The sequence below is a fragment of the Pedobacter heparinus DSM 2366 genome (assembly GCF_000023825.1).
GTDB classification, from domain to species: domain Bacteria; phylum Bacteroidota; class Bacteroidia; order Sphingobacteriales; family Sphingobacteriaceae; genus Pedobacter; species Pedobacter heparinus.
The window spans coordinates 3252612-3274268 of sequence record NC_013061.1 but is presented as its reverse complement, the minus strand read 5'-3'; the positions used below and the strand labels follow the sequence as shown (position 1 = coordinate 3274268).

The window sequence follows — 21657 nt, the reverse complement described above, 5'->3', positions numbered from 1 at the left end:
ATGAAACTCATCCCCAATTTTTTAAAAACCAGTATGCAGCAAACAGTGCTGTTGTTATTGTTGGCCCTTGTTTGCTGTGCTGATACTGTTCTGGCGCAGCAATCTGGTAAAGCATCCTGGATCTGGTATCCTGGCGATCTGGACATCTGGGTATCCAATAAAATGCAAAACCGCAGAACAGAAAGGGGAGCTTTTTTGCCACCATTCTGGAAAATGGATAGCCATTATGTACTGGTTGAATTCCATAAAGAGTTTAACCTGGCCAATGCCGAAGAGGTCAATCTATATGTAGAGGGACAGTACAATGTGAAAATTGACGGGCAGGCTTTTTCGGGTTATCCTAAAAAGATCACCGTACCGGCAGGTAAACACAAACTTAGTTTAAAAGTATACGGACAGGATAAAGTACCAGCCATATTGGTACAGGGAAAAACAGTTGTATCGGATGAGAGCTGGCTGGCTACTTTTGAAGATAAGGAATGGATTGATGCGAGTGGAAAGGCATCCGATAAATCGGGTACTACCTTTGTATCTGCCGCTTCCTGGAACCTGACCGATCCTTTATCGCCACCATCCCGGTTTAAGCTGGCCACTACGCCTATGGCTGCGGTAAAAACAGACAAAGTAAACAATGGTTTTGTGGCCGATTTCGGTAAGGAAACCTTTGGCTTTATTAAGCTGCATGGCTTAAAAGGTAAAGGTAAACTGCACATTTATTATGGAGAATCTAAAGAAGAGGCCTTATCTGCCGACCATTGCGAAACCCTGGACCTGCTGGAAATTGACCTGAAGGGAAAACAGGATTCAGTAATTGAACTTTCCAAAGCTTTCAGGTATGTCAACTGTCAGCCTGAAGGTAATGTAACCCTGGATAAAGTGAGCATGTTGTATGAGTATGCGCCGGTCACAGAAAAAGGGAATTTCCGTTGCTCAGATGAGCAGATCAATAAGATCTACGACATTTCTAAGTATACCTTCCATCTCAATACCCGCGAATTTTTTATCGATGGGATCAAGCGCGACCGCTGGGTATGGTCGGGCGATGCTTACCAAAGCTATCTTATGAACTATTATTCGTTCAACGAATCGCCAATTGTGAAACGGACTTTACTGGCCCAAAGGGGTAAAGATCCGGTAACGGCACATATCAATACCATTATGGATTACTCTTTCTATTGGTTTTTAGGAATTTATGACTATTACCAGTATTCGGGTGATCAGAAATTTGTACAGGATATTTATCCAAGAATGAAAAGCCTGATGGATTATGTTTTAGGGCGCCGGAATAAGGACGGTTTGCTGGAATGGATGCCTGGCGACTGGATTTTTATAGATTGGGCCGATAAATTGAGCAAAGACGGGGAAGTGAGTTTTGAGCAATTGCTGTTTTGCCGGAGTCTGGAAACTATGGCACTCTGTGCCGATATGGCAAAAGATACTGAGGCCGCTGCCAATTATAAAAAGCTTGCTGCCGATTTGAAAGCCAGGATATTTAAGCTGTACTGGGACGAGAATAAACATGCCCTGGTACATAGCAGGATTAACGGGAAGCCTACAGACAACGTAACACGTTATGCCAATATGTTCGGCATTTTCTTCGATTACTTTAGTCCTTCACAAAAACAGGAGGTAAAACAACATGTATTGATGAACAATAAAATCAATAAGATTACTACACCATACATGCGTTTTTATGAGCTGGAAGCACTTTGTGCCATGGGCGAGCAATCTTACGTATTGAAACAAATGAAAGATTACTGGGGCGGTATGCTGGAATTGGGTGCTACCTCTTTCTGGGAAGAATATAACCGTGATAAAAAAGGGGTAGAGCATCTGGCTATGTACGGCAGGCCTTTTGGTAAAAGCCTTTGTCATGCCTGGGGCGCCAGCCCAATTTACCTGCTGGGTAAGTATTATTTAGGTGTTAAACCACTTTCAGCAGGTTATGAAACTTATGTAGTTGAACCTTCACTGGGAGGATTGGAATGGATGGAAGGAAAGGTACCAACACCATCGGGCGAGATCTCATTGTATTGCAGCAAAAAAGAGATCAGGATTAAAGCAGATGAAGGATCAGGTGTGTTAAGGTTTAAAAGTGTGTCCAAGCCAGTTGTAAAAGGTGGTAAAGTAGTTGAAGTTGGCAAAAGGACTTATGAACTTAAATTGATGAAGGGTGTTCAGTACACGGTTAATTATCAGAAGTAATTATCCCGGTTAAACAAATGGCTTGCGAAACACATCAGTTCCACAAGCCATTTCATAACAGGACTGTCTACAAAAACCGCTTTGTCAGTCGGCTTCCCATCTTCCGATCCGGCAGGGCCCAGCTCCCATAAAAACTTAACTGTGCCCGCCGTATCAATCAATACTTCGGCATTTAAAGCCATTGGCAGCGCACCATCGCTAAACTTCAGCTTCGTAAAGTCAATTGTGAAATTTGGCGATACGCCGGCAACTGCATTGTTAATGTTCCAGGCTAAGGTGGCATTCATGGCCGATTGATTACTTGGCTTGTTTTGAAAACCAACCTTAATAATGTTAGCCAGCCGCTTTAAAAACGCTGTCATCAGCGCAAGCTTTAGCTGTACCGGTATTTGTGCGGTAGTAGGTGGGCGTTTCACCTTACGTGGCATGGCCTTAACCAAATCCATTAGTCGCCAGAAACAGCCATACGCAGTTCCCAATTGTCCCTGAAACTTATACAAAAGCCTTTACATGAACCACAAAAAAGAAAAAATATTTTAATTTAGGATTTATTGAACTTTCTAAAGGCACTGATCACCTGGAATATAAAATCCCAAATTAACGCTATCAAAAAAGAGTTAAAGTTTTTATCTTAGGCTCACTGTTTCACTTCTACAAAGGAGGTGCTTATGAAAAAGTCACATATAAAAATAGCTCATTAGCGAAACGAAATTATTAAAGTATCGCTTTTCTGGTGCTGATCGTTCAGGTCAGTCACCCTTCTTATGATCGTTTAATTATTTTTTATTATGACAAAAAATCATTTTTTGTCCCTGTATCAGTATAATACATGGGCCAATAATACAATATTGAATCACCTCAAACAACTTCCTGAAGGAATTATCCGTAGCCAAGTCAAAAGTGTTTTTCCTTCTATATTTGATACCCTGATGCATGTTTACATCATTGATCAGGGATGGTATTCTGTTTTAACCAAAGCATACCGTTCAGATGATTATCAAACTATAAAGACTACAGTGGATCGTTTAGTAAGCGAGGTCAAAGATCTGGAACTGGGAGATTTTACGAAAAAGCAGCAGAACCTGGCTATCAACCTGGAAACTTTTATTGCCGGGAACGACATGGGATATATGGATACATTTTCAGGTGTTCAGATGACTTACGGGGATGTGGTTACGCATATGGTTAACCATGGCACTTACCATCGTGGTAATGTGACGGCGATGTTGCATCAATTGGGGGAAAAAGGGGTACCCACTGACTATGGGGTATACCTTTATTATACCAGTCGGCAATAACATTAGAGGGGAGCTTAGGCTTCCCTTAATCTGCTTTTATAGTGCTTGCGCGTAGATAGTTAAGCATTTTAAAAATGGTTAATTTTGTCGCAATACCCCACTATGATTGGCGCAATAATCAACCTTATTTAATGTGTAGACTGCATAACTTTGTTAAATGAGTATATCCAACGTGTCAAGATTGAAGCAGCTAAAAAAGAATTGGAATCGGGAGAAATGAAGATCAATGATATCATGCTGGAAGTGAGCTATTCTGATAAGAGCACTTTCAGGAACTCATTTAAATTATTAACCGGGTTACTCCCTAATGAATACCGCAACAAATATCATAGCAGAGTTACTAATTAAAACAAAATGATGATGGACCAGTTTTTCAAAAAAATAGGGATGTACACAGTCCTTTCAAAAGAAGCTGAATCTGCCTGGAGAAATCTACTTAAAGAAAAGACCTATAAAAAAGGAGAATGCTTTATAAGAATTGGACAGGTGCCTAAAAAGGTAGCATTTGTCTTAAAAGGTCTTTTTTCGCAAAATTACATTGACGACAACGGTGATACAGTAATCAAATATTTTTTTCCTGAAGGCAGGATTGCCGGCTCCATCCCCGCTACCTTGCAGCAGTCGGAAAGTTTGTTTGATATTACAGCACTTGAGGAAACAACCGTTCTGGAATATGATTTTATTGCCTTCAAAAGGTTGGTTTCAGGTTATCCTGATATTGCCGTATTTTATATTCATTACCTGGAATTACATTGGGTTATTGACAAAGAACCCTATGAGGTTTCGCTGCGAAGCGATTCGGCAAAAATTCGCTATGCTGATTTTTTACGGAAATATCCTGAGCTAGTTAAAAGGTTAAAGAAACATCACATTGCCTCCTATCTTGGCATTACACCAACACAGTTAAGCCGGATTTTTGGTTATAGTGGATAAATTTTAATCCTCAACATTTGTAAAGGGTTTTCCATTTTGACGTCTTCATCTTTGTATTGTAATCAACATTAAATCAAAACAATGAAACAATAGTAACCAATTAAACAAATAACATGGAAAAGTATAAAATTGAACTCAAATGGGCATTCATTTTTACAGCAATGTATCTGCTATGGATGACAATGGAAAAACTTGCAGGATTACACGACAGGTATCTGGAACAACAACAGTTAATAAGTATGTTTGTGCTGGTTCCTGCTATTATTATTTATGCTCTTGCCATAAAGGACAAGAAGAAAAACTACTATGCAGGAACCATAACTTATAAACAAAGCTTTATGAGTGGACTTGTGCTTACCATATTCGTGGTTCTGCTCAGCCCGATCAGTCAGCTTATTACCTCCTATATTATTACACCTGACTACTTTGCCAATGTTATTGCGCATACGGTCAAATCCGGAATGTTTACCCAGGAGCAGGCCGAAGCACAATTCAATATTAAAAGCTACATCATTACCAGTATTATAGGAGGATTGGTAACAGGTATCATTTTCAGTATAGTCATTTCCGTATTCACCAAATCGAAAACCAGATTAACATGAGCAAGACCAACAAAATAGACGAGTTTGTAAGTAAACTCAACCATCCGATGAAAGCCGAAATTGAGGAGGTTATAAAAATAATCCGCAGTGCAAGCAATGACCTGGAAGAGGATGTAAAATGGGGTGGCCCGAGTTTTGATTACAAGGAACCAATGGCGACGCTAAGTTTGAGGGTGGCAGGAACAATTGTTTTCATATTTCACAAAGGAGAGTTGATTAAAGACGAAAGTAGCTTATTGGAAGCCGCACCGAAAGGCAAAGCCTATTTGAAACTTCGCTCCATGAAAGAAATAAAGGACAACGAAGCGAACATTCAGCATATCGTAAAGGAATGGATTAAACTCATGGATGCCTGAGAAAATAAGGTGCTACAACAATATTATTGAATATTAAAAAAATAAGCATTATGGGAACTGAAAATCTTATAGCAAAGGCCGAAGAGGCGATCTTAGCAAAAGTTGACCAGGTTTGGAAAGCACTGGTTGATCCGGATTCAATCAAACAATATATGTTTGGAACTTCTGTTCAATCTGATTGGAAAAAAGGTAGCAAAATTACCTGGCAGGGGGAATGGAAAGGAAAAAAATATGAGGACAGAGGTGAGATCACAAAGATTGAACCCAATAAGGTATTGCAGTACACGCATTTTAGCCCCCTTTCCGGTTTAGCCGATAAGCCCGAAAATTATCATACTGTTACCATCAGTTTATCTGCAGTGGGGAACCATACAAAAGTTGTTTTGACCCAAGACAAAAATCTTAGTGAAAAAGCGCAACAGGAATCGCAGAAGAATTGGGAAAATATGCTTGGATCCCTCAAAGAAGTTGTAGAAGGCCATTAGCCGTCTTTGTTTGATTACCCTGGGTGTTCTTGGATGCGGTATAGAAAAATGTATAACCCAACAGGAGCTGCATTTTCCCAGGCCTATGCTATTAAACACTATAAACAGCTTGTTTTCGTGAGCGGCCAGGTAAATTTTCATTGGTCTTGATGTGATGTTCTGTGCACTACAGCCAAACTGGTTTTTTGTGGGTGAATGGTGCCGTGGTTGGGGCCTATCCCGGTGGAGTAGAGCCTGATCTGATCCGTTTGGATGAGGATCGTCCGGAAGGTGTCAGGGATAAAGTAGATGGGGTAGCTTTGCCTGAGAATGATCCGCTGAACGGTAAATCTGAAGGCGGACTTTTAAGTTTTTGGAGATGACTGAGCTGAAGTTAAAAGTGATCGGCTGTGGTGATGCGGCATGGAAATCATGGTTTAATTATCCCTTTGCCTGCTCATGAGCATGGATGGCGTCCCGGATGGAATTAAGCAATGGCATATCCAGTTCACAGCCCTGGCTTTCGCAGTGGGCATGATCTTTTTCATCGAGTTGGATGGTGCCAATGGTGTCTTCTTCTACATAAATCTGGTAACGGGAGTTTCCTAACGATTTGATATTGTAAAAATGACCTCTTCCATTATCAGCTACTTCTATTCTAAATTGTTCCATGTGTTACTTTTTTTAATTCAAATCATCTTCATCAATATTCAGACTAAGCTCATCATCTTCATCCCTGTTTAAGTCAAAGTCGTCATCTTCCAGGTCTTCTCTTGCAGGGAAATCATCTTCATCGTCCTGCTCATCATCGTCCTGCTCGGGATCAATCGGTGGATCTTGCTCGTAGAAGCTGGGATCCAATTCATCAGTTTCTGCGGTAATGGCAGGATCTGTTAAAATGGTCTGTTCTGCTCCATCGGCCTGCCGCTGGTGATAATTCCCTGCAGGGTTACTACTTTTATCTTCTGTTTGATGTTCCAGGCTTATATTTTCCATGGTATCCATAGTTTTGTTTTTTGGTGTTACTGGAAAAACAGTTGGAAAACAAAAATGTTCTTAAATGTTCAAACCCTGGCAAAACCAACTGAATATGGTTTGTCTATGATCCAGGCGATATAGGTGTTGGCGATATGGATAAGCATAGTAGATTTGACATATAAAATCAATATACAATTTTTGATGAACGCTCCAGTATGGATCAATATTCATATTTGATCCAGGAGGATAATAAGTCGATTGATTTTCTTGCTTTAGTTTTGGTTTTGCAGGTTGAGGATCTTCAGGGTGATGTGGTCTTTCAGACCATTGAAGAATTTTTTAAGCACGAGTTCGAAGACGGGGTCTGCGCCCGGTACATGGGAAAACAGGGTCATGCAGGATTTAAGTTTGAGATCGTCGGGGCTTCCGAATATTTTATGGGCATCGTTGGTCTCCAGGCTGAGCAAAACGTGGCTCAACAGGATCAGTCTTGGACCGAGCATCCGGTGCTGGAGGTATTCGGCAGCTTCTTCCAGGTCTTCAATGGCATAGCGTTTGGAGATTTCGGTATACCCTAGTCCCTGGATCTGCGGGAAGATGTACCACATCCAGTGGCTTTGTTTTTTCCCGGATTTCAGTTCGCCTAGTGCCGTCTGATACACGGATTTTTGTGCGGAGATGTATCTTTCCAGGTTATGGCTTTTCATGGTTTGGTCTGCTGAAGGGCGATTAGGGTTATAAGGGTCGGTTTTTGAGCGGCGGATATCAGGAGCTTGACCGATTTCTATATTTGGTAATCTCGAATTTACAAAGTTTGACTGTAAAAACGTGTAATGGATTAATGATTATTTGGTAAAATGTATAACCAAATCAGTACTTGCTGATGGTACAGTGCCGGAAGAGCAGACCAGGCACTGGCAACGCATGAAGTTTAGTCTTCCTCATCATTGAGGTCATACAACTTGATTTTACTGATGATAGGCATTACTTCCTCCATCATCTGGCTCAGTGTTTCAAGCTTACATTTGATATTTAATAAGATTTCTTCCTCGGATATGGGAGCATTGGTTTTCATAGCTTGATCTTTTTGGTCATTACTAAATCATCGGGATAAATATAGTAATAATATTCTTAATTAACCAAAAAGAAATATGTTGTCTATTTTGTCAATTATTTGCTCGTTGTTAACCATCTGTTATGGTAAAATTTACAATGCAATAATGCCAATCCTTTCTTCAATTTTCTTTGCACACTTAACTGCTTCTACCAATACTGCTTCATTGTCAATTTCATTATTCATGTTTAAGGCTGTTAAGCTGGAAACGGTTAAACAGGCAATGATGCCGGTACTGCCGCGGCCAATTGGAACCGATACATCTACAACACCTGCAGCCAGGTCGCTTGTTTTAACATAAGCACCCTTTGCCTGTATTTCTTTTAAAGATTTTAAAAACTTGTTCTTTTCCTTATCGCTGTATTCTGTATAGATCGTGTTACCACTCAAAGCAATTTCCTGTTCAGCCTCGGGCATATAGGCCAGCAGCACTTTTCCGGAAGCAGTTAAAGGCAAAGGAAACAGGTTACCCTCTTCTATAGAAAGTGCAATAGGACCAGGGCTTTTGGCGTGGATAATGACCATCACCTGGTTCATATATAATATACTGAGGTGACAGGATTGTCTTACGGTATTGGCCAGTTCTTCTAAAGGATGTTGCGCCGCCTTTCGCAATTCATCAACAGGGGAATGCCGGTGTGAAAGATAAAATAGTTTTAAAGATAGTCTGTATTTTCCCGAAACTTCGTCCCTTAATATATACCCGCGGCTTTCTAAACTCATCAGCATCCTGTAAATCTCGTTCGGACTTTTGTCTATTCCTACCGCAATTTCTGTTTGGGAAAGCGGGATGGACTGAGCAGACAGATATTCCAGTATATCCAGACCTTTATCCAATGCAGGGGCCTGGTATTTCATTTCTTTATCCTTCATAAAACTGGTGCGTAATTTTTTTAATCAACAAACATACTAAATGCTTTTTATTCATTTTTCTCTCAAATGTGTATAAAATTTACTTAATATAAGTTTTCATATTTGAAATAAATATTTATATTTGAATTAGTAACCATTTATAAACCGGATACCTGGTTTAAAATTCAACTAAATAGCTAATTTAGTTTTAACAGGTATTAATCTTATAAAACAGAATGAGCAAACTAATCTATTTCCTTGGTTTATTTTTTTTTACGATTCCGGTATTTTCACAACAGCTGAAAGTAAATGAGCTGCGCTGCACTTATAAAAACAATCCTCAGGGTGTGGAAAGTCCTGCCCCGGCATTAAGCTGGAAATTGTTTTCAGCGCAAAGAAATGTACTGCAATCGGCTTATCATATCATTGTAGCAGACGATGCTTTAACCCTTGCAAAAGGCATAGGGAATGTATGGGACTCGAAAAAAGTGGCTTCTGCCCGGTCTTTGCTGGTTAACTATAATGGTAAGCCGCTTATTTCTGGTAAAACTTATTACTGGAAAGTAAAAGTTTGGGATAATAATGGCCTAGCCTCGGCCTGGTCGGATACCGCAACATGGCAAATGGGGCTGTTAACCGTGTCCGACTGGAAAAATGCAAAATGGATAGGCTATGAGAAAATGCCAGATTCGCTGGTTACTATTTTACCACTTGATACAAAAAAAGATAAACCTGAGGGTAACAATATACAGCCGCTTTTAAGAAAAGAATTTAGGGTAAACAAAGCAGTAAAAAAAGCCACCATGTTCATTTCCGGTCTTGGACATTTTGAACTGCAACTGAATGGCCGGAAAGTAGGTGACCATTTTTTAGATCCGGGCTGGACTAAATATGATAAAGAAGCTTTATATATACCTTTTGATATCACGGCACAATTAAAAGATGGAAACAATGCTTTGGGTGTTATGCTGGGCAATGGGTTTTATTATATTCCCCCAATTAAGGCGCGTTATAAAAAGCTGAGGGCATCTTTTGGCTACCCAAAAATGATTTGCCGTTTGCTGATTGAATATAAAGATGGGAGTGTGGCCAACATCATCAGCGATGAAAGCTGGAAAACAGCTGCCTCAGCAATCACTTTTTCCAGTATTTATGGCGGGGAAGATTATGATGCCAACCTGGAGCAAAAGGGCTGGGACATTCCCGGATTTGATGATAAACATTGGAAGAGTGCAGTTTCTGTAGGCGGTCCTGCTTTAACTTCACAAAAAGCCGAACCGCTTAAGGTATTTGATCAGTTTACTGCTAAAACCATAAAGCCGCTTGGGAATGGCGACTGGGTATATGACCTTGGACAAAATGCTTCGGCCATTATTGAACTAACTGTTAAGGGTAAAAAAGGGGATACCGTAAAGATTATTCCTGCCGAACTGCTTAAAGCAGATGGTACGGCAAATCAGCGGGCTACAGGCAGCCCTACTTATTTCCAGTACATATTAAAAGGAGATGGTGCAGAAACCTGGCGCCCCAGGTTTATGTATACTGGTTTCAGGTACCTGCAGGTAATTGGCGGGATACCGGAAGGACAGTCTAATACAACTGGTAAGCCCTCATTAATAACCCTGAAAAGTTTGCATGTACGCAATGCAGCCGCAACTGCAGGTTCATTTGAAAGTTCAAGTGAACTGTTCAATAAAACAGATGATCTGGTCAACTGGGCCATTAAAAGCAATATGGTTAGCGTATTTACCGATTGCCCGCACCGGGAAAAACTGGGCTGGCTGGAAGAACTTCACCTGATGGGCAGTTCTGTGCGCTACAATTATGATGCTGCTGCGCTGTTTAAAAAGGCCCTGCAGGACATGCGGAATTCGCAGACAGCAGATGGCCTGGTACCTGAAATTTCGCCCGAATATGTAAAATTTGACTATGGCAATGGTATGTTCCGCGATTCTCCGGAATGGGGGAGCAGCAGTATCCTGGTGCCATGGTATCTTTATGAATGGTACGGGGAAACACAGGCGCTTGCCGAAAATTACGACATGATGCAGCGTTATGTGGCTTACCTGGGTACGAAAGCTAAAAACAATATCCTTTCACAAGGGCTGGGTGATTGGTTTGACCTTGGGCCGGAACGACCTGGGGTTTCTCAGCTTACCCCAATGGGGGTAACCGGAACTGCTATTTATTATTACGACCTGAACGTAATGGAGAAAATTGCCCTTTTACTGGGTAAAAATGCTGATGCCGGCAAATATGCAGCATTGGCGATGGAAGTAAAGAAATCATTTAACGATACTTTTTTTAATACAGAGACCAAACAATATGCTACAGGCAGCCAGACAGCCAATGCCATGGCCGTATATATGAACCTGGTTGCCCCTGAATATAAAGATGCCGTAGTCGCCAATCTGGTCAAAGACATCAGAGACCGAAATAATGGTTTAACCGCCGGGGATATTGGTTACCGCTATGTATTGCGGGTATTGGAAGCAGAGGGCAGATCGGATGTAATTTACGATATGAACAGCCGGACTGATGTGCCCGGCTACGGTTATCAGCTGGCACAAGGTGCAACCGCCTTAACGGAATCATGGGCCGCTTTGCCCACAGTGTCCAATAACCATTTTATGCTGGGCCACATTATGGAGTGGTTTTACAGCGGCATTGGCGGGATCCGCCAGGAAAAAGGCGCTGTTGCTTTTAACCACATCCGGATTTATCCGGAACCGGTTGGCGACCTGCGTTATGCCAAAAGCAGTTACCAGTCGCCTTATGGCGAAATTGCAAGTAACTGGAGAAAAACCGCTGATGCGTTTGAACTGGATGTTATTGTACCTGCGAATACAAAAGCAACTGTCTATCTGCCTGCTACAGCAACGCAGCAGGTTAGTGAATCGGGGCAAAAGATCCGGCCTGCTGGTTTTGAAAAAGGAAGAGCTGTAGTCCAGGTCGGCTCGGGTAATTATAAATTTAAAGTACAATAGTTTTGATCATGAAGTTTACCTTATCCATCTTCAGCTTTTTTGTTTCGGTAGCAGTCTTTGCCCAGCCGGGTAAGGAGGTTTCGGCTGCCAGGATGAAATCGATTTATGAGGAAGTTAAGACACCTTATAAGTATGGATTGGTGATGGTGCCTGATGATGAAGGGCATAAAATGGATTGTCCGACTGTGTTCAGGGAAAGCAATACCTGGTACATGACTTACCTGGTGTATAGCGGACGTGGTTATGAGACCTGGCTGGCCAAAAGCAAAGATTTGCTGAACTGGGAAAAATTGGGCCGCCTCATGTCTTTTGGTGATGCAGGAAAATGGGATGACAACCAAAAAGCCGGATATAATGCGCTGACCAGCACCAGGTGGGGTGGAGATTACAAACTAGGCAAGTTTGAGGGGAAGTATTGGATGTCTTATTTTGGAGGGAAAGAAAAGGGTTATGAAACGGAACCTTTATCTATAGGGATGGCTTATACTGATAAAAAGCCCTGGGTTGCCCAGGAATGGACCAGACTGCCCGAACCGGTATTGACTTCGGCTGATGCGGATGTAAGGTGGTGGGAAAACCGCAATAAGCTTTTTAAAAGCACGGTAATTGAAGATAAGCAGCGTTTAACAGGACATCGGTTTGTGATGTATTACAATGCCGTTGGTGATTCACTGAAGAACAATAAAAAGACCAGATGGTATGAGCGTATCGGTATGGCAGTGTCAGATGACATGTTGCACTGGAAAAGGTTTGGTAAGGATCCTGTAGTACATCATCCGGTTGGGATTACCGGAGATGGGGTGATCCAGAAAATAAACGGGACCTGGGTAATGTTCTATTTTGGGGCCTTTTGGCAGGACAGACAGGGAGCTTTTAACCGTTTTGCTGCTTCAGATGACCTGGTTAACTGGACAGACTGGACTGGAAACAATTTAATTGAATCTTCTGAAGTTTACGATAACCTGTATGCACATAAATCTTTTGTGTTAAAGTATAAAGGAGTGGTATACCATTTTTATTGCGCGGTTAATAAAAAAGACCAACGCGGAATTGCAGTAGCCACTTCAAAAGATTTAGGGAAAAGTAAGCTGGAGTTTATAAGTCCGGATAGTAAATAAAGATACATCATGATGTTAAGAAAGAACCTTGTTTTATTGTTGCTGATGCTGACTGTTGGGGCTGTTGCATATGGCACCCCGCGTATACGCCAGAATTTTAACCAGGACTGGAAGTTTTTTCTGGGTGATGATGCTGCGGCGAAATTACCCGGTTTTAAGGATGGTAAATGGAGGACACTTACCTTGCCCCACGACTGGAGCATTGAAGGGAAGTTTGATGAAAAGAATCCTGCAAAACCGGAAGGTGGGGGATTACCTACGGGTATTGCCTGGTACAGGAAAACATTTACATTACCGGCGTCCATGCAAAAAAAAGATGTTTTTATTGAGTTTGATGGGGTGTACAAGAACAGTGAGGTTTGGATCAATGGTCATTTACTGGGGAAAAGGCCCTATGGTTATATTTCGTTCCGTTACGAACTCACAAAATATTTGAAAACGGGCCAAAATGTCATTGCTGTAAGGGTAGACAATGCTGCCCAGCCCGATTCGCGCTGGTACTCAGGATCCGGAATTTACCGTAATGTCTGGTTAACGGCTACCGGAAAGGTTGCAGTGAACCAATGGGGTACATTTGTTTCTACACCCTCGGTAAGTAAAACCTCGGCAAACGTTTACATCAAAACCCAGATCAGAAACAAAGAGCGGGTAAAAGCTAAGATCGATGTGAAATGGGAAGTACATGATGCAGATGGCAAAGTGGTATCTGCTACGGAAATGAAGGACATATCCTTAAAAGACACCTTGTTTGAAGTAGCAGAATTTGCCAGGGTAAACAACCCTAAGCTGTGGTCGGTAAAACAGCCGTACCTTTATAAAGTAATGACCCGGGTATTTGTCAATAAGACATTAACAGATACTTATGAAACTCCACTGGGCATCCGCTATTTTAACTTTGATGCCAAAAAAGGATTTTTCCTGAATGGTGAATCCCTGAAAATCCTGGGGGTTTGTATGCACCATGACCTGGGTGCACTGGGTGCTGCGGTGAATGTAAGGGCCATGGAGCGCCAGCTGGAAATATTGAAAGAGATGGGCTGTAATGCCATACGTACGGCACATAACCCACCAGCTCCGGAATTACTTGATCTTTGTGATAAAATGGGATTCCTGGTAATGGACGAAGCTTTCGATATATGGGCTAAAAAGAAGAACAAACAGGATTATCATCTTGATTTTCCGGAATGGCACCAGCGCGACCTTCAGGACATGGTGAAAAGGGACAGAAACCACCCTTCTATTATTTTATGGAGCATTGGCAATGAGATCCGTGAGCAGTTTGACAGTACCGGGGTGGCTTTAACCAGGTCATTGGTAAAGATGGTAAAGGACGTAGATGCCACACGTCCGGTTTTATCGGCATTGACAGAAACAGATTCTGCGAAGAACTTTATTTACCAGGCCAAAGCCCTGGATATTTACGGGTTAAATTATAACCATAAACTGTATAAGGATTTTCCAAAGAACTATCCCGGACAGACATTACTGCCTTCAGAAACAACTTCTGCATTTGCTACCCGCGGTTTTTACGACATGCCATCCGACAGTATCCGCCGCTGGCCTAAAGATGGGAAAACCAAATTTACAGACGGAAATGCAGCCTGGGCAGTTTCTGCTTATGATAACGTTTCTGCATATTGGGGTTCTACACATGAAGAAACCTGGAAGGAAGCAAAAAAATATGCCCATGTACCAGGGATTTTTGTATGGTCAGGATTCGATTTTTTAGGAGAGCCAATACCTTATCCTTGGCCGGCAAGAAGTTCTTACTATGGCATCATTGACCTGGCTGGCTTTCCTAAGGATGCCTATTATATGTACCAGAGTGAATGGACCAGTAAACCGGTACTGCACCTGTTTCCGCACTGGAACTGGACTCCGGGTAAAAAGATAGATGTTTGGGCCTATTACAACAATGCGGATGAGGTAGAACTGTTCCTGAATGGAAAATCTTTGGGTACCAAAAGTAAACAGGGAGAAGAACTACACGTAGTATGGCCGGTTAATTTTGAAGCAGGTACTTTAAAAGCGGTGTCAAGGAAAAACGGGCAGGTGGTGCTGATCAGAGAGATTAAAACTGCTGGAAAGCCTGCAAAGATAGAACTGATTGCCGACAGGACTACTATAACCGCAGACGGTAAAGACCTTTCTTTTGTAACGGTAAGGATTTTAGATGCAGATGGCAATCCGGTGCCGGATGCAGCCAATAGGGTACAGTTTAAACTGGAAGGTGAGGGCACGATAGCTGGTGTAGATAATGGTTTTCAGGCCAGTCTGGAACCTTTCAAAGCCTATTACCGGAAAGCCTATAACGGACTTTGCCTTGCTATTGTACAAGCAAAAACCAAAGCCGGAAAATTAACATTAACGGCCTCTTCAGAAGGTTTACAGCAGGCTGTTGTAACAATTACCTTGAAAGGCAAATAACATTGCGGTAAAAAAATAAAGATAAAGAGCAGAAAGGTCATGAGTGACAAAATTAGTTTAAAAGGAATAACATGGAACCACAGCCGTGGCTTTACCCCAATGGTAGCTACAGCACAGCGTTTTTCAGAGTTGAATCCATCAGTAGAAATTATATGGGAGAAAAGAAGTTTACAGGCTTTTGCTGATTTTTCCATACAGGAGCTGGCCGAAAGATTTGATCTTCTGGTAATTGATCATCCCTGGGCAGGTTTTGCCGCCAAAACAGGATCCATTCTTCCGCTGGACAAATATTTTACAAAGGATTATTTAAAAGACCAGGAAGACAATACAGTAGGACATTCTTATGAGAGTTACAGTTACGACGGACACCAGTGGGCACTCCCGATAGATGCGGCGACACCCGTAGCGGCCTGCCGACCGGATTTACTGGAACAGCATGGCCTTGCTTTGCCAAAAACATTTGAGGATTTACTGAACCTGGCCGATAAAGGCCTGGTGGCTTTTGCGGGGATCCCCATTGATGTACTCATGAATTTTTATACATTTTGCTGCTCGCTGGGCGAAGATCCCTGCCAGCAGGAGGACCTGATCATATCCAGTGATATTGGTATTGCCGCACTCAGGATGTACAGAGAACTGGCTTCAAAGATTCATCCCGATAATTTTAAAAGAAATCCAATACAGACATATGAAGCCATGACCTTAGGTGATGATATTGCTTATTGTCCTTTTGCTTATGGGTATTCCAATTATTCCAGAAAAGGTTACGCCCGCAAACTGCTGCATTTTCATGACATGATCTCTTTGAATGGGCGCAGTAACCTGCGCAGTACGCTTGGAGGAACCGGCCTGGCCGTATCTTCAGCTTGTAAGCATATAGAAATGGCTGTAAAATATGCAGGATATGTAGCTTCGCCATTCTGGCAACAGGGGCTTTTCTTCGAAAATGGTGGTCAGCCCGGCCACTTAAGTGCCTGGACAGATGCAGAAGTGAACCACAGGTCGAATGATTTTTTTGTGAATACGCTGCCAGCACTGCAACGGGCTTTCTTGCGACCGCGTTACCACGGGCACATGTTTTTCCAGGACCATGCCGGGGATATCGTGCGTGATTACCTCATGATGGGAGGATCTGAAATATCAGTACTGGAAAAGCTGAATAGTTTATATGTAGAATCCAGAACCCTGCAGTTGTCATGAAGAGACCATTAGAAGGAATTCTTGTTTTAGAGTTTTGCCAGTTCCTGGCGGGGCCATCAGCTGGCCTGAAGCTAGCCGATCTGGGTGCACGCGTAATTAAAATCGAACGTCCGGTAAAAGGCGATGCCTGCAGGCAGCTGGCCATTAAAAATCTCTTTGTTGAAGGAGATAGCTTACTTTTTCATACCATTAACCGGAATAAGGAATCTTATGCGGCAGACCTGAAAAATCCGGAAGATCTGGATCTGCTTCGTAAACTGATTGGCAAAGCGGATGTGATGACCCATAATTTCAGGCCTGGGGTGATGGAAAAGATAGGACTGGATTATGTTTCGGTACAGCACATCAATCCAAAAATTATATATGCCGCAGTTACCGGATATGGAACCGCGGGGCCATGGGCGGCAAAACCCGGGCAAGACCTGTTGGTACAGTCTGTTTCCGGCTTAACGCAACTTTCGGGCAGCAGAGACGAGGGGCCAGTGCCTTTTGGCTTGTCGGTAACCGATATCATGTGTGGCAACCACCTGACGCAGGGAATTATAGCCGCTTTGATCAAGCGGGCCAAAACCAATAAAAGCGTGCTGATAGAGGTAAGTTTACTGGAATCGGCACTGGATGTGCAGTTTGAGGTACTGACCACTTATTTGAATGATGGCGGGCAGTTGCCGCAAAGAAGTGCTGTTAAAGGCAGCGCACATGCTTATTTAAGCGCCCCTTACGGCACCTACCAAACCAAAGACGGATACCTGGCCCTGGCTATGGGCGATCTGAACAAGATCAGCCAGTTGATTGGCTGCGACATCTCGGCCGCATACACCAGTGCCGCTGCTTCTTTTGAAAACAGGGATGCCTTGTTGCTGTTATTGGGGAAGACATTCAAAACCAATACCAATGCGCATTGGCTGAGTGTACTGGAGCCGGCTGACGTTTGGTGTGCGGCAGTACTCAGTTATAAAGAGGCTGTTGAAATGGAGGTCTTTAAAAATCAGGAAATCAGGCAACAGCTGGATTTAGGGAATGGACGTACCATAGCTACTACAAGGGCTCCCATCCGTGTAGACGGGCATAAACTTTATGCGGCCAAAGCCGCACCTAAAATAGGTGCAGACAATGAAAGGATTAACAAAGAATTTGATTTAAAATAGGATATGAAAGCCCTGGAAGATTATTTAGTGGTAGATTTTAGCCAGTTCTTATCGGGCCCCTCTGCAAGCTTGAGGTTGGCCGATATGGGTGCAAGGGTGATTAAAATAGAGCGTTCAGGAGTAGGCGATATATGCCGTACCTTATATACTTCCAATGTCATTATGAATGGGGAATCCTCTGTATTTCATGCCATCAACAGAAATAAGGAGAGCTTTGAGCTTGACCTTAAAAATGAGGAAGATTGTAAAATGGTACGGGAATTACTGGAAAAGGCGGATGTAATGATCCATAATTTTCGTCCGGGTGTAATGGAAAGGCTGGGTTTTGGTTATGCAGATGTGCAGCAGCTGAACAAGAGCATCATTTATGCGGAACTCTCTGGCTATGGAACAGAAATTGAAGGTAAAGGCAAGCCCGGACAGGATTTGCTGCTGCAATCGGTAACTGGTTTGACCTGGCTAAGTGGTAATGCCAACAGCGGCCCGGTAGCTATGGGGCTTTCTATTGTTGACATGCTGGCAGGTTCGCACCTGGCGCAAGGTATCCTGGCCTGCTTATTTCGTAAAATAAGCACCGGAACAGGTGGCTTGGTACAAGTGAGTATGATCGAATCGGCGTATGATTTTCAGTTTGAGACCATCACTACTTTTATGAATGACGGTGCTGAGCTTCCAGAACGAACGGTACATAACAATGCCAATGCTTATTTAGGTGCACCTTACGGAATCTATAAAACTGCTGACGGCTTTATTGCCCTGGCAATGGGCTCCATCCCTGTACTTGCTGCTTTATTGGGCTGCAAGGCCATGGAAGTTTTTACCGATCCGGCTGAAGCTTATGACAAACGGGAGGAGATCAAGGCAATACTTGCAGCCCATTTACAGACCGCTGCAACCAAAAGCTGGCTTGCTGTGCTGGAACCTGCCGACATCTGGTGTTCGGAGGTGTTGAACTGGAAGGAACTGATGGAACATGAGGGCTTTAAGGCCTTAAATATGATTCAGGAAGTGGAAATGGAGGACGGCTATCGTTACCAGACTACCCGTTGTCCGATAAAGATTGACGGAGAATTGCTGGTTTCTTCCAAAGGTTCTCCTAAATTGGGGCAGGATAATGAAAGGATCATTAACCAGTTTATCACTTTAAAACCCAGTGTTCATGAATAAGGAAGCCATCAGGATAGCAGTGCGCAAATTTGCCCCTTTCGAGGCGGCTATGCAAAAGGTATGGGATAGCTATTGCATGTATTCAGGTTGTACCCTGCAGGCAGAACTGGTTCCGCTCGACCTGCATGAGCTACATAAGGCTACTTTGGGCAATGATGGCCTGAAAAAAGGCGAATGGGACATTGCCCACATCAATACCGACTGGCTGCTGGAAGGTTATGCCAGCGAGGCCTTTGAAATACTGAACCCCCACCTCGATGCCAATGCCCCCTCGGCTTTTCCGGAGGGCTGGAGTCCGTCATTGCTGGCTTTACAGCAATTTGAAGAACAGGTGGTAGGTTTGCCCTTTCATGATGGTCCGGAATGCCTGAGCTACAGAAAAGACTTATTTGACGATGTTGCAGAACAGCAACGTTATCTGCAGCAATACAGAAGGGATTTGAAAATACCTGCAACATGGGATGAATTCCGGCAGGTAGCCAGTTTTTTTTACCGTCCGGAACAAAACCTCTATGGCAGTGTATTTGCGTGCTATCCTGATGGGCACAATACGGTGTTTGATTTCTGCCTGCAATTGTGGAGCCGGGGCGGGACATTGCTCGATGAAGAAGGAAAAATAAATATTGATACCAAAGCCGCTGCTGAAGGGCTTGATTTTTATCGTCAGCTGCTGAAAGACACAAAAGCTGTACACCCTGGTTCGGCAAACTACGATTCTGTACAGGCCGGACAGGCTTTTGCCAGAGGTGAAGCTGCACTGATGATCAACTGGTTTGGTTTTGCATCGGTATGCGAGGTAGATGCCGCTTCGGCAGTGAAAGGCAAAGTAGGGGTAACTTCATTGCCGGTTTCGGAAAATAACCTGCCGGCTTCGTTAAATGTTTATTGGGTATATACCATAGGCTCGGGTAGTAAACATAAGCAAACTGCTTATGATTTTCTCCGTTTCGCAGTAAATGAGGAGAACGATAAGCAGTTGACGCTGGAAGGTGGAATTGGCTGCCGGATTTCAACCTGGAAAGATAGCCTGGTGAACGAGCTGGTACCTTATTACCATAAACTGGAACAATTGCATAAAGGGGCAAAAACACTTCCGCAAAAAAGCAATTGGGCAGAAATTGCAGCGATTATTGATGTGGCGGTATTAAAGGCCTTAAACAGCGAGCTACCTGCTGCAGAAATTTTGCGCCTCGCCCAGGAACAGATCATTTTAATTGACAAATAGACCTTTATGGAAATCATCTATCAACCGGTTTTACCTAAAAGCATACAACCCATTATCATTATCGGGGCTGGCGGTATTGTAGCAGATGCACACCTTCCGGCTTATAAAAAAGCAGGTTTTGCAGTTCAGGGAATTGTAAACCGTACCAAAGCTAAAGCTGAAAAGCTGGCGGAAGCTTTTCAGATCCCGAATGTTTATGATTCTGTAGCAGAAGCCGTAGCCAAGGCACCTGCGCATACCGTGTTTGACCTGACCATTATGCCCGAACAATACCTGGAAGTACTGGAACAACTACCAGATGGGGCAGCGGTACTGATCCAAAAACCCATGGGAGATGACTTTAAACAGGCCAGAGAGATCCTGGAACTGTGCAGGCAGAAAAAACTGGTTGCGGCCATCAATTTTCAGTTGCGTTTTGCACCATTTGTGAGTGCTGCAAGGTATATGATCGATCAGGGAATGATTGGTGAGCTGTATGATATGGAAGTGCGTGTGACCATTAAAACACCATGGGAGATTTTTCCGCATGTAATGGTACATCCCCGTCTGGAGATTCTTTACCACAGCATCCACTATATCGATATGCTGCGCTCTTTTTTAGGAGATCCGGAAACAGTAATGGCAAAGACCTTAAAACATCCGGCTAAAACACTTTCCTCTTCCCGCTCCACCATTTTGATGGATTATGGGGATACCATGCATGCGGTGATCAATACCAACCACGACCATGATTTCGGGCCGCATAACCAGGAGTGTTTCATCAAATGGGAAGGTACAAAGGGTTCGATCAAAGCGAACATAGGTTTGCTGATGGATTATCCGCATGGGGTACCTGATGTATTTGAATATTGTTTGAAGGAAGAAGGGAAAGCACCAGAATGGAAAGAGCTGAAACTGGAAGGTTCCTGGTTTCCTGAAGCTTTTATTGGCACTATGGCTAACCTTATGCGCTACAAGGAAGGTTCTTCATCGGTATTGCATACCAGTGTAGGAGATGTGATCAAAACGATGGCGGTAGTGGAGAGTGCTTATCTCTCCAGCAATAAAGGTGGTGTAAAAATAAGCGAACAACTGAACAACAATTAAAGTATTACGGAACATGTATTTTAAATCGATATTTTTTGAAGATTACCTGTTACAGGACAAGCGGATAACCTTGGGAAGGACCATTACAGAAACAGATTTTGTAGTCCATGCAGGGCATACCGGAGATTTTTTTCCGCATCACATGGATGAGGAATGGTGCAAAACACAGCCTTTTAAACACCGGATCGCACATGGTACCATGATATTCAGCATTGGGATCGGGCTTACCGCTTCCGAGATCAATCCTGAAGCCTTTTCTAAAGGTTATGACCGTTTGCGCTTTGTAAAACCCGTGTACATAGGGGATACCATTCATTCGGAGATTACCATTTCGGAGAAGGCCGAGGCAAAAAAACCGGAATATGGGACGGTAACTGAGCATGTGGAAATTATAAACCAGCATGGTGAGGTCGTATTGGTATGTGATCACCTTCTGCTGGTAAAAAAGAAATAACAGATTCCCTGTTACAGGGAATTGGAATAGATAAAAACCTAAA

23 protein-coding genes are annotated in these 21657 nt (G+C 43.0%); 17 read left to right on the top strand and 6 right to left on the bottom strand.

The window, feature by feature from the left end; genetic code table 11:
• On the top strand, positions 1–2205 hold the full coding sequence (locus PHEP_RS13730; RefSeq protein ID WP_015808583.1) for an alpha-L-rhamnosidase-related protein: 2205 nt from the start codon (positions 1–3) through the stop codon (positions 2203–2205).
• On the opposite strand, the gene PHEP_RS13725 is transcribed toward PHEP_RS13730, so the two are convergent.
• Positions 2196–2684, bottom strand: a complete 489-nt coding sequence (locus tag PHEP_RS13725; RefSeq protein WP_262495146.1) for a DUF6266 family protein — start codon at positions 2682–2684, stop codon at positions 2196–2198. The two genes, PHEP_RS13730 and PHEP_RS13725, sit on opposite strands and share 10 nt — an antisense overlap.
• 309 nt (positions 2685–2993) lie before the next feature.
• On the opposite strand from PHEP_RS13725, the gene PHEP_RS13720 reads away from it, so the two are divergent.
• From PHEP_RS13720 to PHEP_RS13690, 7 genes are all read left to right on the top strand, one after another.
• Entirely contained in the window at positions 2994–3503 is a 510-nt protein-coding gene (locus PHEP_RS13720) for a DinB family protein (RefSeq protein ID WP_015808581.1), read from the top strand.
• Positions 3504–3653: 150 nt separating this feature from the next.
• Positions 3654–3851 (top strand): helix-turn-helix domain-containing protein, encoded by a 198-nt coding sequence (locus PHEP_RS13715; RefSeq protein WP_036674102.1) that lies wholly within the window; start codon positions 3654–3656, stop codon positions 3849–3851.
• A 39-nt stretch (positions 3852–3890) separates the two neighbouring features.
• A complete protein-coding gene (locus PHEP_RS13710) occupies positions 3891–4436 on the top strand; it encodes a Crp/Fnr family transcriptional regulator (RefSeq protein WP_238326478.1) in 546 nt (181 codons plus the stop codon).
• Positions 4437–4549: 113 nt separating this feature from the next.
• Positions 4550–5038: a DUF4199 domain-containing protein gene (locus tag PHEP_RS13705; RefSeq protein ID WP_015808579.1), complete on the top strand. Its 489-nt coding sequence runs from the start codon at positions 4550–4552 to the stop codon at positions 5036–5038.
• On the top strand, positions 5035–5394 hold the full coding sequence (locus PHEP_RS13700) for a DUF1801 domain-containing protein (RefSeq protein WP_015808578.1): 360 nt from the start codon (positions 5035–5037) through the stop codon (positions 5392–5394). The genes PHEP_RS13705 and PHEP_RS13700 overlap by 4 nt, the downstream gene beginning before the upstream one ends.
• Positions 5395–5444: 50 nt before the next feature.
• A complete protein-coding gene (locus tag PHEP_RS13695) occupies positions 5445–5879 on the top strand; it encodes an SRPBCC family protein (protein ID WP_015808577.1) in 435 nt (144 codons plus the stop codon).
• A 161-nt stretch (positions 5880–6040) separates the two neighbouring features.
• Positions 6041–6241 carry a cupin domain-containing protein gene (locus PHEP_RS13690; RefSeq protein ID WP_036674098.1) on the top strand — a complete coding sequence of 67 codons (201 nt, stop codon included), beginning with the start codon at positions 6041–6043 and terminating at the stop codon, positions 6239–6241.
• Between the two features lie 58 nt (positions 6242–6299).
• Here the strand turns inward: PHEP_RS13690 and PHEP_RS13685 are convergent, their stop codons facing one another.
• The 5 genes from PHEP_RS13685 to PHEP_RS13670 all read right to left on the bottom strand — a co-directional run bounded on the left by PHEP_RS13685 (position 6300) and on the right by PHEP_RS13670 (position 8823).
• Entirely contained in the window at positions 6300–6530 is a 231-nt protein-coding gene (locus tag PHEP_RS13685) for a hypothetical protein (RefSeq protein ID WP_015808576.1), read from the bottom strand.
• 12 nt (positions 6531–6542) lie between these two features.
• Complete coding sequence (locus PHEP_RS21685; protein ID WP_143715750.1) at positions 6543–6854, bottom strand: hypothetical protein; 312 nt, start codon at positions 6852–6854, stop codon at positions 6543–6545.
• Between the two features lie 254 nt (positions 6855–7108).
• A complete protein-coding gene (locus tag PHEP_RS21935) occupies positions 7109–7543 on the bottom strand; it encodes a DUF1810 domain-containing protein (RefSeq protein ID WP_015808574.1) in 435 nt (144 codons plus the stop codon).
• A 224-nt stretch (positions 7544–7767) separates the two neighbouring features.
• Complete coding sequence (locus PHEP_RS22255; RefSeq protein ID WP_015808573.1) at positions 7768–7911, bottom strand: hypothetical protein; 144 nt, start codon at positions 7909–7911, stop codon at positions 7768–7770.
• A 132-nt stretch (positions 7912–8043) separates the two neighbouring features.
• Entirely contained in the window at positions 8044–8823 is a 780-nt protein-coding gene (locus tag PHEP_RS13670) for an IclR family transcriptional regulator (RefSeq protein ID WP_015808572.1), read from the bottom strand.
• Between the two features lie 215 nt (positions 8824–9038).
• Here PHEP_RS13670 and PHEP_RS13665 point away from each other — a divergent pair, with 215 nt between their 5' ends.
• The 9 genes from PHEP_RS13665 to PHEP_RS13625 are packed head-to-tail and all read left to right on the top strand — an operon-like array spanning position 9039 to position 21614.
• A complete protein-coding gene (locus PHEP_RS13665; protein WP_015808571.1) occupies positions 9039–11789 on the top strand; it encodes a family 78 glycoside hydrolase catalytic domain in 2751 nt (916 codons plus the stop codon).
• A gap of 8 nt (positions 11790–11797) precedes the next feature.
• The gene (locus tag PHEP_RS13660; RefSeq protein WP_015808570.1) at positions 11798–12907 is read left to right on the top strand and encodes a glycoside hydrolase family protein; all 1110 of its coding nucleotides are present in this window, start codon (positions 11798–11800) and stop codon (positions 12905–12907) included.
• 9 nt (positions 12908–12916) lie between these two features.
• Positions 12917–15334, top strand: coding sequence for a beta-galactosidase GalB (gene galB / locus PHEP_RS13655; protein ID WP_015808569.1), 2418 nt, complete (start codon positions 12917–12919; stop codon positions 15332–15334).
• Positions 15335–15373: 39 nt separating this feature from the next.
• On the top strand, positions 15374–16534 hold the full coding sequence (locus PHEP_RS13650; RefSeq protein ID WP_015808568.1) for an ABC transporter substrate-binding protein: 1161 nt from the start codon (positions 15374–15376) through the stop codon (positions 16532–16534).
• A complete protein-coding gene (locus tag PHEP_RS13645; protein ID WP_015808567.1) occupies positions 16531–17682 on the top strand; it encodes a CaiB/BaiF CoA transferase family protein in 1152 nt (383 codons plus the stop codon). Before PHEP_RS13650 ends, PHEP_RS13645 begins: the two co-directional genes overlap by 4 nt.
• Before the next feature lie 3 nt (positions 17683–17685).
• Positions 17686–18849, top strand: coding sequence for a CaiB/BaiF CoA transferase family protein (locus PHEP_RS13640; RefSeq protein WP_015808566.1), 1164 nt, complete (start codon positions 17686–17688; stop codon positions 18847–18849).
• Positions 18842–20074 carry an extracellular solute-binding protein gene (locus PHEP_RS13635; RefSeq protein WP_015808565.1) on the top strand — a complete coding sequence of 411 codons (1233 nt, stop codon included), beginning with the start codon at positions 18842–18844 and terminating at the stop codon, positions 20072–20074. Before PHEP_RS13640 ends, PHEP_RS13635 begins: the two co-directional genes overlap by 8 nt.
• A 6-nt stretch (positions 20075–20080) precedes the next feature.
• Positions 20081–21160 (top strand): Gfo/Idh/MocA family protein, encoded by a 1080-nt coding sequence (locus PHEP_RS13630; RefSeq protein WP_015808564.1) that lies wholly within the window; start codon positions 20081–20083, stop codon positions 21158–21160.
• A 13-nt stretch (positions 21161–21173) separates the two neighbouring features.
• Complete coding sequence (locus PHEP_RS13625; RefSeq protein WP_015808563.1) at positions 21174–21614, top strand: MaoC/PaaZ C-terminal domain-containing protein; 441 nt, start codon at positions 21174–21176, stop codon at positions 21612–21614.
• Positions 21615–21657: the final 43 nt, after the last annotated feature.